Here is a 14,740-nt window from a genome sequence, read left to right on the forward strand (position 1 = left end):
ATTCCATAATCCAAACACTAATATAGTCAATAGTTTACTTAAATTGGATTTATTTTGGAACTACTATACATCTTGAGAAACAGTTGACGTATAAACCCAATAGTTCCCACCCGCCCAGTTGCTAGACCAATAGGTATCCAGTTGAGTGAAGCTGTATTGATCAACAATATTATTTGCTAATGTGCGCATTTGTAGTTCTTGCTGTGCTGAGGCGGAACTGGTATATCCTTCAGGGCAACTGATGCCAGAGCTAGCAGCACATGACCAGATAATGGCTTGATTTTGATAGTTCGGTGAGAAAATGAGTGTCGGATGCGTGTCAGTATCATCTGTTGATAGTGCGGAGATATATTCAACTGTTATAATCCCATCACTAATATAAAATTTGGTAATGACATTTGTATTTTGTGCATCATTGTTGATATTTAAAGCATCATTATCAGCTTGATTGAAGGTGTTATTCTGGGTGTAAAATGTCGCAATCTTCTTTTCTGCAGCTTGGATCATCGGGTAAGAGGTTGAAATTTTGGCAGCATTGGTATAGCTAAAATAAACAGGTAGAGAGATGCCAACAATAATAACGCCGATTACAAGGGCAATCATCAGCTCTATAATTGAAAAACCGTTCTTATAGGGCATTATTTTTACAAAAGCCATTAAGATTTAGAATAATTGATCTGTTTTGCGGTTAAAAATATTACGATGTTTTTGCGCTTCTTTTTTTTGTGATTGCGAACGCGTTGGGAAGTCGCGATCGTAATTTGCAAGAAAATCATCAGCGTCACTGACATATTCACGTTGTTTGTTATTGTCAAAAAGGTGTAGCATTTTTAGAATAATTGCCATAACTCATCTAAGTTGTTGTTTCTATTTTGTTGGCGATTATACTAGAATGCCTAGGAAAAACCTATACCGCTCGTAAAATGATTTGCAGGTGGGATATTATATTACTGTGTACAACCGTAAGGCAATTTTATGCGTCCAGGTCCTATTTTTAAAGTGTTAGGCATGTTGTTGATGTTCTTTAGTTTGACAATGTTAACACCAGTTATCGTTAGTTGGGTTTATCATGAACATAACAGTGAGCCTTTTTTATCTAGTTTTTTGATTACATTGATTTCGGGTGTTGTCTTTTGGGCGTTTAGCTCCAAGTCGAAAAAACAGCTGACCGTTAAAGATGGGTTTATTGTGGTCATTGCAATTTGGTTGGTGCTTGGGCTTTATGGTGCGATTCCTTATTTGCTTTCAAATGGTTTACATTTGAGCTTTTCCGATGCGGTATTTGAATCCATTTCAGGGTTTACAACTACAGGTGCAACGGTCATTCATGGACTTAATTCACTACCTAAAAGCATCCTATATTATCGTCAGCAAACGCAGCTTTTGGGTGGTATGGGGATAATTATCTTATCAGTGGCAATTTTACCAATGCTTGGTGTCGGAGGTATGCAGTTGTATCGTGCTGAAGCCAATGGCCCATGGAAGGAGAATAAGTTAACCCCAAGAATCGCTGATACAGCAAAGGTGCTCTGGGGAATTTATCTTTTATTGGTGTTATTGTGCATTATTAGTTATAAATTTGGAGGAATGAATTGGTTTAACGCAATATGCTATGCGTATTCTACAATTGGTACAGGCGGTTTTGCACCCAGTGATGCATCAATGAGTGGACAAACACCATTGATTTACTCGATATGCATCTTTTATATGATGATTAGTGCAACAAGTTTTGCATTGCATTTTACTGCGTTTAAACGATTATCATTAAAAGTCTATTGGCGTGACCCAGAGTTTCGAGCGTATATCTTTTTTGCTTTTTCAATGATTGTGATTGTTGTATTAACGTTGATCTCACAAGATGCTACCAAAAGTAACGACCGTGCGTTTTGGGATGGTTTATTTCAAGTGGCGTCATTTGTATCAAATACAGGATTCACTGCTGATTCAAACTATCACTCATGGCCATTGTTCTTGCCGATTTTGTTAATGGTTATAGGCCTTATTGGAGGATGTGCTGGTTCAAGCTCTGGCGGGCTTAAGATTGTACGTGCGGTATTATTAAGAAAGCAGGCTTTTCGCGAGGCGCGACGGCTAGTGCATCCAGCTGGTGTTTTCCCGGTGAAATTTGGCAATAAGGTGATGTCAGAAACCGTCATGAGTAGTGTTTGGGGTTTTGTTGCAGCCTATTTTATTTTGTTTGTGATCTTATGGTTATGCATGATGGGGGTAGGGATTGACTCGGTCACGGCATTCTCTGCTGTGGCAGCAAGCATTTCTAACTTGGGTCCTGGACTTGGGCAAGTTGGTGTGAATTATGCTACTTTACCAACTGAAGCACATTGGATTTTAAATTTTGCGATGTTATTAGGTCGATTAGAAGTCTTTACGATTTTAGTATTATTCACCCCGGATTTTTGGCGTAGATAAGCTAAGAAATTGGCTGTATTGTGTTATATTTCTTAAGCTCAATGTCATCAATAATTCCATGATTAAATAAGTTAGTTAATGCTTGTTCTAAGGTCTGCATGCCTTTGTTTTGACTGGTTTGCAGTACATTATAAAGCTGTGGAATTTTATTCTCGCGAATAAGGTTTCGTACTGCAGTATTGGCAATTAAGACTTCGTGGGCGGCAACGCGTCCGCCTTCTTTTTTGCGAATAAGACGTTGGGCAATAACTGCTTGCAAAGATTCCGAGAGCATCGAGCGAATCATTGGCTGCTCATCTCCTGGAAAGACATTGATAATCCGATCAATGGTTTTGGGTGCTGATGAGGTATGCAAGGTGGCAAATACTAAATGCCCCGTTTCAGCGGCGGTTAACGCCAGACGAATCGTTTCAATATCGCGCATCTCACCGACAAGAATATAATCTGGATCCTCACGCAAAGCCGCACGAAGAGCAGCATTAAAGGTTAACGTATCACGTTTGACCTCACGTTGATTGATAAGGCACTGTTGTGATTTATGGGTGAATTCGATAGGATCTTCAATCGAGATAATATGCCCTTTTTCAGTTTTATTAATGTGATCAATCATTGCCGCAAGCGTCGTACTTTTGCCACTACCTGTGGGGCCAGTAACAACAATAAGTCCATGTGGTTTATGCATGAGCTCTTTAAAAATCTCTGGTGCTTCAAGCTCATCTAATGTGTAAACACTCTCAGGAATCAAGCGAAACACCATTGCACTACCGCGATCTTGTTTAAATGCATTGACTCTAAAGCGTGAATGAAGATCAGGTCTATGCGCAGAGAAATCATATTCTAGCGTTTCTTGAAACTGCTGGTACTGTTCAGAAGACATCACTTCATGCAAATAGCCATCAAGGAGGTCTTCAGTTAATCGCTCATTGCTGACAGATTCAAGGTGTCCATCGATGCGCAGTTTAGGCTTGGCGCCACTAGAGAGATGTAAGTCAGATGCTTTTTTACTAATACAAAGCGATAATAATTCCGTGAGGTTCATGTTAAGATATCCTTCTTACTAAATCTACTCTTTAAAACTATAGCAGATGAATCACGATCAAGAAGTGCAATTACTGCAAAACTTATCTGATGTACAACAACGGATTGAGTCATTAAGTGCCAAGAGTATGACCAAACCAAAGCTATTAGCAGTATCAAAGAAACAGTCAATTGATACGATGCGTGTGATTTATGCTGCTGGTATGCGCGTTTTTGCTGAGAGCTTTGTGCAGGAAGCGATTGATAAGATTCCTGCCTTGCCAGAGGATATTACATGGCATTATATTGGGAGATTACAGTCAAATAAACTCAAAAAAATCGCGCAATATTTTCATTGGTTGCATACACTCACTAGCATTCAGTATGCTGAGAAATTACAAAGCTATTGTGCCAAGTTTAATAAAACAATCCAGGTACTTATCCAGATTAACGTTGATATGGAAGTGCAAAAGTCAGGTATTATGCTAAATGATAGAGAAGCGATTGAGCATTTAGTTTGCTATATTGTTCAGCATTGCCCTAATCTCAAACTTCATGGCTTGATGTGTATGCTCAAAGATACCGGAGAATACGATAAGGAGTTAGCAAGCTTTCACAAGCTCGCTCAGTGTAAAGACAACATAAACCAAAAATTTAAGCTTAATCTACAAGAATTATCAATGGGCATGAGTGGTGATATGCCAGCAGCCATTGCCGCAGGCAGTACGATGCTACGTATAGGGAGCACTATTTTTGGTGCGCGTTAATTAGGAGACTAGGATGTTAAAGAGAGTTTTTTGGAGTTTGATTGCTTCACTTGTGGTTGTCATTGTAATTCTTGCGCTAATTAAGCGCCAAGCTGAAATTAGGGTAGATTCTCAAACAAAGCATTTTGCTAATGTCGTTATCTTTGGTGATAGTTTAAGTGATAGTGCTTCTCATGGGCAGGGTGTGGGTAATAACTATTGGGTTAAACCCAGTGGCATTACTGATAAAATTGGCGCACCAATTACAAGTGCATTAAGTGCGAATGATCCAACACGTAACACGTGGTTTAATTATTTCTTAGCCGATTTGTCCACTAATGCGGGAGACAAGTTTTACAATATCAAAGACTTAAAACCTAATATGGCTTTTGATCATAATGTTTCCTTTGCAACAGCCTCAGCTGAGACTGGCGATTACTATTTGACGGATACGACATGGGCACGCGATACAAGTGAACAGTGCTTGTATGGTGTGGGCGATTACGGTAGCTATAATTGTGTGCCTGGTGTATTAAAGCAGCTGCAATTTTATCTGACTAATGTAAATGACAAGCCTAATTCCAAGACGCTTTTTATTTTATGGGCGGGAGGTAATGATTTTTATCAGAATATCGTGCGTATCGCCTCAAACAATGGGCAAGCGATTGCACACCCGATTGATAATATGGTCAAAGCGGTAAAAATCTTAATGCAAAACGGTGTGCCTGCGGAAAATATTTACGTACTTAACCTACCTAATTTCTCGATGGTGCCAGCGTTGACGCATCTAGTAGATGATCATATTCATAGCTATCTTTTGCGCCAAAGTATGCTAGCAGTGATTTCATCAATTTCACAAATGTATAATTTAAGTTTACAGACAAACCTCGTATTGCAAACCTTAGGCAAGTTTCCGGCAAACCATGTATTTCCTATTGATCAACTTTTTTTAGATGTTTATTTCAATAAAGCAGATGTCTTAACCACTATCGGTATTACAGAACCTGTTGACATGACCTGTGCTAAGGCTAGAGACTTGCCGTATTGCCATGGCTACTTATTTTATAATGGTATGCACCCTACAACGACGGTGCATCGCTATTTAGCAAGGCAGTTGATTCATTATATCCAGAGGACCTAAAGCGCTCGAAGTCTTCACGTACTTCAGATAATACGCGTTGAATGCGTTGTGTTTGAGTGTTGATAAAAACCCAGTTAGTTTCGGCTTTGGCAACGATTTCACCACGTTGATTGATAAACGCATATTTACGTAGTGCCGTTGAGCGCTTAATCTCATCAACCCAGGTTTGAGCTTCAATGGTTTCGCCTAAGAAAACTTGCTTGATGTAGTCAATAAAATGGGTTTTAGCAACCCATGTGCAGTGGTTTTGATGGTAACGTTTGGTATCCCAACCACAAGCATCTGAGTGCATTACCGCAATATCTTGCATCCATTTGATATAAACGATATTACTGACATGTTTATTGGCATCGATATGTTCAGACATCACGTTAAAATTTGTTTTAAATATTTGCATAAACTATTTCCTAAAGCGCACAACTTCAAATATTCTACTGATTATCATCGCTTGTTTGTGATGTAATCTCTTGCTTATCCACTTGACGCAAAATGCTGCCAGAAATGCCAGCAGATTCAACCTTGTGTTTGATTACATCACCATCACGTTGGCTATAGACGGGACCGACATCTAAACGATACCAATCTCCCACTTTTTTAATGGTGGGTTTAAGTCCTGCTAAAATGAGCTTGGCACGCGTGGCATTTGCATCACTTTGATTACGATAAGAGCCAACTTGCAGCATATAGGTATAGCGATATTGTTTTAATTTTTCAGGGTTAGCATCGACTTGTACGGTCTTATTGGTCAGTGTGTTATAAAATGTAAAAGTTAAGGGCTTATCCTTATCTTTTTTGTTATCTTTAGTCTTCTTGCTTTCTACTACAGGCACTTCTTTGGTGTTATCTTCTTTGGCTTGTGGTGCCGTGATAGTAGTGGCATCAGAGGGTTGATTTGCTACTTGAGTTGGGGCATTAGCTGGTGTGGTACTGTTTTGTTTTGCATCGTCTACCTTCGCTCGTGGTTTAGGTGAAACATGTACGGCTTGTGTGGTTGTTGTGGCTGATTTCTCTTTGGATTTGTTATTACCATAAAAGCTGATAATAAAAGCAATAATTAACACTAATAACAAAAGAGCAAGAATAATCTTTCTTATGGCCAATGAAGATTGCGAACTAGGTTTATTATCTGCTTTTGTTCTATTGTTATTTTTAGCAAAATCACGCATTGTAAAGTAACTTATTTTGTTGTTAATTGATTTTTAAAGTGTTGCAGCAATTTTAATAAGATATTGCCAAAGTATAAAGCATGTTTATGCACTTTATATGGGTATAACTGATTGCGTTTATGTCGTTTTGCGCTACAGTGATATGAAAAGGCATTGAGCAATTTAGCAAAAGTAACGATGGAAGTACAAAAAAAGCACGTAAACATCAAACTTTTAGACGGGAACGGTAGTGCTAAAGAAATCACCGAGAAGGATATTTCCACAGCACTGGCAGTACCATCTGGCATTGTCTGGTTGCATTTGGATTTAACGCAAGCTGCTGATTTTCTAAATGAATATCAGATTATTCCTGAGAAAATCATTAATATGCTGTGTGCACATGAGACTCGGCCACGTATTTTGGTGCTGGATAATGGCATGTTGGCAACCTTTAGAGCAATTAATCTCAATAAAGGGCAAAAGCCTGAAGATATGACATCAATCCGCATGTGGTTAACTGAGCGCTTGATTATTACGGTAAAGCGTCGAGATATGCATTCAATTACTGAAATTAACAATATGTTTCGTTTAAATGCGGGACCATGTGCTACAAGTGAGTTTTTGAATATTTTGCTGATGCATATTACTGAACACACTGATCAGTTGCTTGATAGCTATGATGGTAAACTAGATGATATTGAACTTGCGATTAAGAAAGATCGATCGATTGTATTGTCGGATAAGGTCAATGCAATTTGTAAAAAAGCCATTAAAATCAGGCGTTATATTCTACCGCAACGGGAAGCGATATTGGCTATTTCAGGTAATAAACTTTCTTGGTTAAGTGACGAGGATGTATTTGAGTTAAAACAAGTGCTTGATGCTAATATGCGTTTGTTAGAAGATCTCGATGCGATGAAGGATAGGAGTTTAATCATCCAAAATGAAATTCATGCCTATGAGCAAACACAGATGAATCAGCGTATGTATATCTTATCGATGATCAGTGTGGTGTTTATCCCGCTTGGGTTTATCACAGGTCTCTTAGGTATCAATGTTGCTGGTATCCCAGGGGCTCAATCACATTATGGGTTTATTATTGTGTGTGTAATACTTGCTTTGATTATGGTGGGTTATATTGCGATTATGCGTAAGATTCGTTGGATTTGATTTTTTCTATACCACTAGCGTAAATCCTTGTTAAAATGCGTCGAAGTTTAATCGATAGAGTCACTTGAAATGTCAGTTATTAAAGTAGAAGATTTTATTCAAAGCGTTGCCGATGGGCTGCAATTTATTTCTTATTATCATCCTAAAGACTTTGTGCAAGCGATGTATCGTGCGTATCAACATGAAGCTTCAAAGCCTGCGAAAGATGCGATTGGACAGATATTGATAAACTCCCGTATGGCGGCTTATGGACATCGCCCTATTTGCCAGGATACCGGCATGGTTTGTGCATTTGTTAAAGTTGGTATGGAGACGAAACTTGATTGCACTAATCGCACGATCACTGAGCTTGTGAACGAAGGGGTACGTCGCGCATATTTAAATACAGATAATCCACTTCGAGCATCAATGGTAAACCCACCACATGGTGCGCGTAAAAATACCAAAGACAATACCCCTGCAATTGTACATATCGATATGGTGCCCGGGTGCAATATTGAGATTGAATTAGCTGCTAAAGGAGGTGGTTCTGAATTCAAATCAAAATTTAAAGTCTTAAATCCTAGTGATAGCATTGTCGATTGGGTGCTTGAGATGCTACCAACAATGGGTGCTGGTTGGTGTCCACCTGGCATTATCGGCATTGGGATTGGTGGCACAGCAGAAAAGGCAATGCTATTAGCTAAAGAATCATTAGGCGAAGAAATTGATATGCATGAGATTCTTACACGTGGTGCACAAACTGAGCTTGAGAAGTTGCGTGTCGAGCTCTATCACAAGATTAATAATCTTGGCATTGGTGCGCAAGGTTTAGGCGGGTTAACAACGGTACTTGATGTTAAAATCCATGAATATCCAACGCATGCGGCATGTAAGCCTGTGGCATTAATTCCAAATTGTGCAGCAACGCGCCATGTACACTTCACCTTAGATGGTTCAGGTGTTGCTAAGTTGCCTGTACCAAAATTAGAAGATTGGCCTGAAATTACCGAAACTGATAAATCACAAGTGCGTCGCGTGGATTTAAATACCTTGACGCAATCTGATATTGAAAATCTAAAACCAGGTGAAACACTATTATTAAATGGTAAGTTATTAACGGGGCGCGATGCAGCACATAAGCGCATTATGGATATGGTTAAAAATGGCGAGTCATTACCGGTGGATTTAAAGGGTAAGTTTATTTACTACGTCGGTCCTGTTGATCCGGTTGGTGATGAGGTGGTAGGGCCTGCAGGTCCTACAACAGCAACGCGTATGGATAAGTTTACGGATTTTATGTTAAGTGAAGTGGGTATTGCCGGCATGGTGGGTAAAGCTGAGCGTGGTCAGTCAACCATTGATTCAATTAAAAAGCATAAAGCAGTTTACTTAATGGCAGTTGGCGGAGCAGCTTATCTTATCTCTAAATCGATTCGCAAAGCCAAGGTCGTTGGATTTGAAGACCTGGGAATGGAAGCCATTTATGAGTTTGAAGTTGAAGATATGCCAGTGACGGTTGCCGTTGACAGTCAAGGTATTTCAGTGCACCAAACGGGCCCCAAAGAGTGGAAAGTGAAAATTGCTGAGATGAAACTATAGTCACCTATCAGCACTATTTCTCGTTCCCTGAGCAAAGTCGAAGGGGGAATGCTGATAAGAGATGGCTTCGACTAGCGCTCAGCCAACGACTCTGCATGGAAGAAAGATAAAGAAGCAGAAATAGCGAAATAATGGAAAAAGAGTAATGGGTTAATTACCCCTCACCCCCGCAAGGGGAGAGGTTAAAAATATGCAAATATTTCCCAAGCAATAATATTGTTCGTACCCTGAACGAAGTCGAAGGGGAATGCTGATAAGAGATGACTTCGACTAACGCTCAGCCAACGATTGCATAGAAGCAAAGATAAAAGAGGAAAAATAGCAAATAGGGTAGTCATTACCCTATGCACAAGCTGTGGATTTATGGATATTGGATTGTGTGAAAATAATCCAATAGGAGGCTTTAGTATGCAAGGAAATAGTAAAATAAAATATGCAATGATATGTGGGCTTGCAAGTTTAAGTGGCATGGGGTTTGCAAGTAGCGAGACGATTTTAGGTAATAATTCTAATATCATGTATTTAGGGCGCAGTAATCACGAGCTTATTAATGATAGAGTCGCGATGAACTGGTCAGGAAGTACGGTATCTTTTAATGTTAAAGCACTTAAGCATGACGCCAATATAGTGATAAAGCTTGCTAAAGTTAACCCAAATAATCCTAATGAAACATGGTTTAATGTCTATATTGATAATAAGCTAGCTAATGTTGCACGTACCTCAATAGTAGAAGCACCTGCCAGTGCTATTAAGCTTGATAATACATTAACGACGTATGTTGATATTGATCTAAGTTTGGCACCGACACTTGATTTATCAAAAATACATAATATCAAATTAGTACAATTAAATGAGGCTGATGCAAGGCAGGTGCCATTTTTCTACTCACCGTTTTATGTGCACTCGATGACACTAAAGAATACTGAGTTAGTTGCGAAATATAGTGATCTGAAGAAAATTGTATTTTATGGTGACTCGATCACTGCAGGATTACAAGATGGCAATAATGATGGTGGTGCAAGTGGCAATATCGGCTATGCCAATATTACAATCTCTTATGCTTTTCAAAGCATTGAACGATTAAATGCACAAGGATGGCATGTTGATCCAAGCTTTATTGCCCTATCAGGGATATCATTAACACCGGGCTCATATTGGGGCAGCTCGACCATGTTTACATATTATGACAGCAGTAGCTATAACACCGATCAACACAATCAGCCAATAAACAGTGAAAATGCGGATATTGTTGTGATTAATCTTGGCACCAATGACACCTTTGTTGCCAATCAAAGCACATATCAGCAAGCATTGCAGAAATTTGTTGATAAAGTGCAAGCACTAAATCCAAGCGCTAAAATCGTTTTGGATTTATGGGGTTTTCGTCCGGATTATGTGCCAATGTATCAGCAGTATTGGCAAGCTGAGGAAAATATTGCAGGCAAGGTGTGTGCAACACCACAGAGTCTACACTTTAATGGCAATACAGTGAGTTGCTTTGTTGATACGCGTCTGCCAAGTGATGGCTCAGGTAGTGGGCATCCAACAAAAGCTTATGCTTATCAACATGCACAAGCTTTGGCAGCTTATCTAAATAATATTCTTAAGGCTGAAAAACCTGTGAATGTATCACTTAAATACAGCTGTTCTCAATCCTTGCACGTTGGGGCTTATATTCTTGATCATAATGATAAGCCATATACAGGGTGGGGTGCATATCTTGGTGAGCTTGCTGTCAGCAAAAAGACGCTATCTTGTAGTGCTACAGCAAAAGAAGGTATCAAAGCATGTATTGCCAATGATCCGACTTATCCCAAACTGGTGTGCTATGACCAGATTCACGATGCCTATTATCAGGCGGCAGGTTACTTAAACCAAAGCTGTAAAGCTGATCAAAATGGTTTAACAGGTGATAGCTGTATACTAAACTATGCTCAATGACTGTTAGTTATACGCTCTGAAATCAAGTTGATGTAATAACATTGTAGCAATCTACACAGCTCTTGTTTGGAGTGTAAATTGAGCTTTAGTTTGATGGCATCAATCACTTTTTCAACTGTGCGTTCAGAGCGGCATAAATGAGTCGCAATGCGCTTACTTTCCCAAGAAAACACTAAATATTTTAGATATTGCCCTTGTGTGGGTGTTAGATCGTGCATGGCAATGAAGTCTTGGAAAAGATCATCCTGCCTAAACTCTGTCATTGTATTTCTGGTATCATAGCTTGGAAAGTTTGGTGTGAGCTGTGGCGAATAAAAGTTGTAAAATGCAATAATCATTTGCAGAAATGTTGCAAACCATGCACCGGTAATAAAGTCCTTATTGCTATGGTTGGCAATTTGAAAGCAAAAAGCATCTTTATAGAAATCCAAATCATGCTCAATAACAATAGGTGTTGAGGACTCATTTGGTGAGGTCAGTGCAATAAATGCCTTCTGGTAAGAGGGATTCATTAATTCAACGCGGTCATAGAATGGAGTGATGAGGTTGCGATCGAGCATGTGATCGTCAATATGTAGATTTTGGCGGTAAAACTTTAGCGCTAACATTGGCTCTAATGTGACGATATTGCGCTTTAAATCATTATGCGTACGAATAAATGTAAAGTTTAGAAGTTGCTCATTAGGCAGTGTTAAATGAAACATACGTTTAATTGGATGACTATATTTAATCGAAATCTGACCGATTTCTTTGAATGTTTTTGCCTCAGTAATCCATTTCTCAAATTTCTTAATTAACGGTGTATTCCGGCTGGCGCTAAACAAAGTCATTTTGTCATCTAATCACAGCGGTTAATAGCAATGATATTGATCATACCTTTGGTTGATCGGTTTATAAATAAGTTCAGTCTGATAAATAGTAATTTAATAGAAAAACGAGGGTGGCTTGCCATGCGTGAATTTCTTAAAGGTGTTAATAAAAGCGCTATCACTATCATAACCTAATGCTCTAGCAACAATTGATGTGCTTTGATGTTGTGGTAGGAGTATCAACGCATAGAGCATTTTGTATTGCTGCAGCCAATAGGAGAATGACAGCCCTGTTTCTTTTTTAAAAATACGTGATAAGTGGCGCGCGCTGAGATGTGCTTTTTGGGCAATCGCGTCGATGGATACTGGCTGTGACAGGTGATCGTCAATATAAGCGATTAAGTCACGCAACAAAGGATGTGTTGGAAAACTTAAAGCATAGTTAGGGGCCGATTTATCATCATGCATGGCTTGCAATAATGCTTGTGTAAACACATTTGTCTTATATTTACCTTGTTGGTGGACTTTTAATATGAGTTGTTTGATTAGCTCATCCGGTTTGCTAATCGTCACATCAGTGGGTAATAGTGGCATATTTTTATCAAAGTATAATATGATGCCATCAATATTCTGCCCGCATTCAATACCATGCGTGATGCCAGGCGGGATATAAATTGTAAAACCCGCGGGCACGATATAGACTCTATGGTTGGCGATAACCTTTAAAACACCTTTTTGCATATAGCTTAATTGCGCTTCATCGTGCTGGTGTAATTTAGCCGTTGGGAAACGGCTAATATCAATGCTTAAAAGGTGTGTAAGGTCTTTTCCTACCGGTTGGTTCATTGCTTTGTCTTTAGTTAATTAAGCTTTAGCAAAAATAATCAATAACAAACCAATAAAGTAAAAGATAAACATCCACAGTAAAAGTTTGTTCGCTGATTGAGGTGCGTGCTTAAACTCGCGCCAAATAAAAACACCCCAAAGAGCAGCAATCATCGTTGCTCCTTGACCAAGACCATAGGAGATAGCTGGTCCTGCAGTACCTGCAGCTATAAAATTTAGACCAGTACCTAATCCCCAAATGGCGCCACCTAAAATACCAAAAATATGCGCTCTAAAACTGCCTTTGAAATAACCAGAACCTTTGATTGGTTCGCCAATAAAGGGCTTTTTCATCATCCATGTATTAATAATAAAGTTTGATAAAAATAAGCCAATAGCAAAAATAAATGCTGCACTATATGGTGTAAGCTTTCCCGCTTTGGGTGCGTGAAAATTGGTAATCATTGACGCTGCAACGAAATAATAAAATGTACCCATTAATACCCCGGAGATAAGCGCAATAGTTACTCCCTTTTTAAATGCCGATTGTGTTAAATGTGCTTTAAGCGTTTGATATGCTTTGGCATCTAGGATAATGGCAATGGCAACGCAAATTACACCAATTGATAAAATAAGGGCATTACCCAATGGGTTAGCAATATAATTAAGAATCACGCCAAGTACTAAAGCTAGTCCAATAGCAATAGGAAAAGCCACTGCCATGCCGGCAATGTCAATGGCAGCAACGAGTAAAATATTTGCAAGATTAAAGACAATACCACCAATAAGAGCCAGTATGATCATGTTAATATTTGCTTGTGCAAGATCAGTGAAAAAGCCACGTCCAATATTACCTGCATTACCTAAAGTAACTGCAAGAATAAAGCTAATCAGGAGTACACCAATGGCGTAATCCCAATAGAAATATTGAAATGCCCATTTTTTACCAGTTGCTTTTTGTAAATTTGCCCAAGATCCCCAGCAAAGCATCGTGATAATACAAAATAAAATCGCCAGTCCATAAGATTGCGCGAAAAACATATGAAAACTCCTGTTAAACGATTGCTAAAACGAGCCAATAGTAGAGAAAATTGAATTAAAAAGATAGTGCTCTGTAAATTAAATACTGAAATGTTTGCGCCTAGCAGCAAAAAAAGTGTAGTAATTACGTTTTATAAGGCATAAATAGTTGCTTTATACCAAGATATGACTATCTCTTAAGTAAGAAGGATTAGATGTATCAAGCGGAATTAAATATGGTGGAAGGATCAAATATTCAAGTAAGAGAAAAGATGTATCAGGTTGAATTTATAGGTGATTTGAAACATAAATTTGCTGAGTCTTTTGACACGCTCAAACGGGATCCAAATATGAAATCTGGTGATAATTACCGACATCGCGCGTTTGCTGTGGGGGATATTTCGCATGGTCAGATCAGTGTTAGTCCGCATAGTGAAGTGTTTCACCAATCAAAAAAACTGAATAAATACCAAGGTGGAATCGATCGTAATTTCCCGTTGGTCGAGATGGATGTTGCCCAGAAAGTTGCCAGAGAAGTGATCATGCTGCATATTTATCCTAAGTTACCAGCATATGACTATCATTTTGGTATTCATCAAATTAGGATCTATACCAATGACGAGGTAACGGGTAAGCCAGCCCCCGAGGGCGTGCACCAGGACGGCTTTGATTATGTCACGATAATCTGCGTTGATATGCAGAATGTCACCGGTGGCAATTCGCTACTGGTTGATATTAACAATCATCGACATATTTACTTCAATCAAGTGCTAAAAGAGGGCGAGATGCTTCTTTTTAATGATCGCAAATATGCACATTATGCCTCGCCGATTGTTCCCTTATTACCAGGTTTTGGGCATCGCGATGTTTTTGTGATTACCATGCAGATTAAAAAATAAACGCCATGTTCAACTTTTT

At 39.0% G+C, this 14,740-nt stretch carries 15 protein-coding genes; 7 read left to right on the top strand and 8 right to left on the bottom strand.

Going from position 1 to position 14,740, the window contains the following annotated elements; all coding sequences use genetic code 11:
- Positions 1-63: 63 nt before the first annotated feature.
- On the bottom strand, positions 64-639 hold the full coding sequence (locus DNK85_RS05765) for a pilin (protein WP_162896551.1): 576 nt from the start codon (positions 637-639) through the stop codon (positions 64-66).
- A gap of 24 nt (positions 640-663) precedes the next feature.
- Entirely contained in the window at positions 664-846 is a 183-nt protein-coding gene (locus DNK85_RS05770; protein ID WP_119328628.1) for a CBU_0585 family protein, read from the bottom strand.
- A gap of 129 nt (positions 847-975) precedes the next feature.
- Between DNK85_RS05770 and DNK85_RS05775 the strand changes: the two genes are divergently transcribed.
- Positions 976-2,427, top strand: a complete 1,452-nt coding sequence (locus DNK85_RS05775; RefSeq protein WP_119328629.1) for a potassium transporter TrkG — start codon at positions 976-978, stop codon at positions 2,425-2,427.
- 1 nt (position 2,428) lies between these two features.
- Here DNK85_RS05775 and DNK85_RS05780 read toward each other — a convergent pair whose 3' ends face one another.
- Positions 2,429-3,466: a type IV pilus twitching motility protein PilT gene (locus DNK85_RS05780; protein ID WP_119328630.1), complete on the bottom strand. Its 1,038-nt coding sequence runs from the start codon at positions 3,464-3,466 to the stop codon at positions 2,429-2,431.
- A gap of 46 nt (positions 3,467-3,512) precedes the next feature.
- Here DNK85_RS05780 and DNK85_RS05785 point away from each other — a divergent pair, with 46 nt between their 5' ends.
- Together DNK85_RS05785 and DNK85_RS05790 are read left to right on the top strand one after the other, a co-directional pair.
- The gene (locus DNK85_RS05785) at positions 3,513-4,211 is read left to right on the top strand and encodes a YggS family pyridoxal phosphate-dependent enzyme (protein ID WP_119328631.1); all 699 of its coding nucleotides are present in this window, start codon (positions 3,513-3,515) and stop codon (positions 4,209-4,211) included.
- A 13-nt stretch (positions 4,212-4,224) separates the two neighbouring features.
- A complete protein-coding gene (locus DNK85_RS05790) occupies positions 4,225-5,331 on the top strand; it encodes an SGNH/GDSL hydrolase family protein (protein WP_119328632.1) in 1,107 nt (368 codons plus the stop codon).
- Here DNK85_RS05790 and DNK85_RS05795 read toward each other — a convergent pair.
- Together DNK85_RS05795 and DNK85_RS05800 are read right to left on the bottom strand one after the other, a co-directional pair.
- The gene (locus tag DNK85_RS05795; protein ID WP_119328633.1) at positions 5,270-5,728 is read right to left on the bottom strand and encodes an acyl-CoA thioesterase; all 459 of its coding nucleotides are present in this window, start codon (positions 5,726-5,728) and stop codon (positions 5,270-5,272) included. The two genes, DNK85_RS05790 and DNK85_RS05795, sit on opposite strands and share 62 nt — an antisense overlap.
- A gap of 34 nt (positions 5,729-5,762) precedes the next feature.
- A complete protein-coding gene (locus tag DNK85_RS05800) occupies positions 5,763-6,497 on the bottom strand; it encodes an SPOR domain-containing protein (RefSeq protein WP_119328634.1) in 735 nt (244 codons plus the stop codon).
- 177 nt (positions 6,498-6,674) lie between these two features.
- Between DNK85_RS05800 and DNK85_RS05805 the strand changes: the two genes are divergently transcribed.
- From DNK85_RS05805 to DNK85_RS05815, 3 genes are all read left to right on the top strand, one after another.
- On the top strand, positions 6,675-7,646 hold the full coding sequence (locus DNK85_RS05805; RefSeq protein WP_119328635.1) for a zinc transporter ZntB: 972 nt from the start codon (positions 6,675-6,677) through the stop codon (positions 7,644-7,646).
- Between the two features lie 69 nt (positions 7,647-7,715).
- Complete coding sequence (locus DNK85_RS05810) at positions 7,716-9,227, top strand: fumarate hydratase (RefSeq protein WP_119328636.1); 1,512 nt, start codon at positions 7,716-7,718, stop codon at positions 9,225-9,227.
- A gap of 408 nt (positions 9,228-9,635) precedes the next feature.
- Positions 9,636-11,168, top strand: coding sequence for a GDSL-type esterase/lipase family protein (locus DNK85_RS05815; RefSeq protein WP_162896552.1), 1,533 nt, complete (start codon positions 9,636-9,638; stop codon positions 11,166-11,168).
- Here DNK85_RS05815 and DNK85_RS05820 read toward each other — a convergent pair.
- The 3 genes from DNK85_RS05820 to DNK85_RS05830 form a co-directional block, all read right to left on the bottom strand.
- Positions 11,162-11,998, bottom strand: a complete 837-nt coding sequence (locus tag DNK85_RS05820) for a helix-turn-helix transcriptional regulator (RefSeq protein ID WP_119328638.1) — start codon at positions 11,996-11,998, stop codon at positions 11,162-11,164. The two genes, DNK85_RS05815 and DNK85_RS05820, sit on opposite strands and share 7 nt — an antisense overlap.
- 93 nt (positions 11,999-12,091) lie before the next feature.
- Positions 12,092-12,823 carry an AraC family transcriptional regulator gene (locus DNK85_RS05825; protein ID WP_119328639.1) on the bottom strand — a complete coding sequence of 244 codons (732 nt, stop codon included), beginning with the start codon at positions 12,821-12,823 and terminating at the stop codon, positions 12,092-12,094.
- An 18-nt stretch (positions 12,824-12,841) separates the two neighbouring features.
- Positions 12,842-13,843, bottom strand: a complete 1,002-nt coding sequence (locus tag DNK85_RS05830) for a GRP family sugar transporter (RefSeq protein WP_119328640.1) — start codon at positions 13,841-13,843, stop codon at positions 12,842-12,844.
- Positions 13,844-14,037: 194 nt separating this feature from the next.
- Between DNK85_RS05830 and DNK85_RS05835 the strand changes: the two genes are divergently transcribed.
- Complete coding sequence (locus DNK85_RS05835; protein ID WP_119328641.1) at positions 14,038-14,721, top strand: 2OG-Fe dioxygenase family protein; 684 nt, start codon at positions 14,038-14,040, stop codon at positions 14,719-14,721.
- The last annotated feature ends 19 nt before the right edge of the window (positions 14,722-14,740 follow it).

The organism is Cysteiniphilum halobium, from assembly GCF_003574425.1.
Lineage (GTDB): Bacteria > Pseudomonadota > Gammaproteobacteria > Francisellales > Francisellaceae > Caedibacter > Caedibacter halobius.

Excerpts from the sequence above, each read along its gene's own strand:
- DNK85_RS05765 (WP_162896551.1), bottom strand. The coding sequence starts at position 639 with ATGCCCTATAAGAACGGTTTTTCAATTATAGAGCTGATGATTGCCCTT.
- DNK85_RS05770 (WP_119328628.1), bottom strand. The coding sequence starts at position 846 with ATGGCAATTATTCTAAAAATGCTACACCTTTTTGACAATAACAAACAA.
- DNK85_RS05775 (WP_119328629.1), top strand. The coding sequence starts at position 976 with ATGCGTCCAGGTCCTATTTTTAAAGTGTTAGGCATGTTGTTGATGTTC.
- DNK85_RS05780 (WP_119328630.1), bottom strand. The coding sequence starts at position 3,466 with ATGAACCTCACGGAATTATTATCGCTTTGTATTAGTAAAAAAGCATCT.
- DNK85_RS05785 (WP_119328631.1), top strand. The coding sequence starts at position 3,513 with ATGAATCACGATCAAGAAGTGCAATTACTGCAAAACTTATCTGATGTA.
- DNK85_RS05790 (WP_119328632.1), top strand. The coding sequence starts at position 4,225 with ATGTTAAAGAGAGTTTTTTGGAGTTTGATTGCTTCACTTGTGGTTGTC.
- DNK85_RS05795 (WP_119328633.1), bottom strand. The coding sequence starts at position 5,728 with ATGCAAATATTTAAAACAAATTTTAACGTGATGTCTGAACATATCGAT.
- DNK85_RS05800 (WP_119328634.1), bottom strand. The coding sequence starts at position 6,497 with ATGCGTGATTTTGCTAAAAATAACAATAGAACAAAAGCAGATAATAAA.
- DNK85_RS05805 (WP_119328635.1), top strand. The coding sequence starts at position 6,675 with ATGGAAGTACAAAAAAAGCACGTAAACATCAAACTTTTAGACGGGAAC.
- DNK85_RS05810 (WP_119328636.1), top strand. The coding sequence starts at position 7,716 with ATGTCAGTTATTAAAGTAGAAGATTTTATTCAAAGCGTTGCCGATGGG.
- DNK85_RS05815 (WP_162896552.1), top strand. The coding sequence starts at position 9,636 with ATGCAAGGAAATAGTAAAATAAAATATGCAATGATATGTGGGCTTGCA.
- DNK85_RS05820 (WP_119328638.1), bottom strand. The coding sequence starts at position 11,998 with ATGACTTTGTTTAGCGCCAGCCGGAATACACCGTTAATTAAGAAATTT.
- DNK85_RS05825 (WP_119328639.1), bottom strand. The coding sequence starts at position 12,823 with ATGAACCAACCGGTAGGAAAAGACCTTACACACCTTTTAAGCATTGAT.
- DNK85_RS05830 (WP_119328640.1), bottom strand. The coding sequence starts at position 13,843 with ATGTTTTTCGCGCAATCTTATGGACTGGCGATTTTATTTTGTATTATC.
- DNK85_RS05835 (WP_119328641.1), top strand. The coding sequence starts at position 14,038 with ATGTATCAAGCGGAATTAAATATGGTGGAAGGATCAAATATTCAAGTA.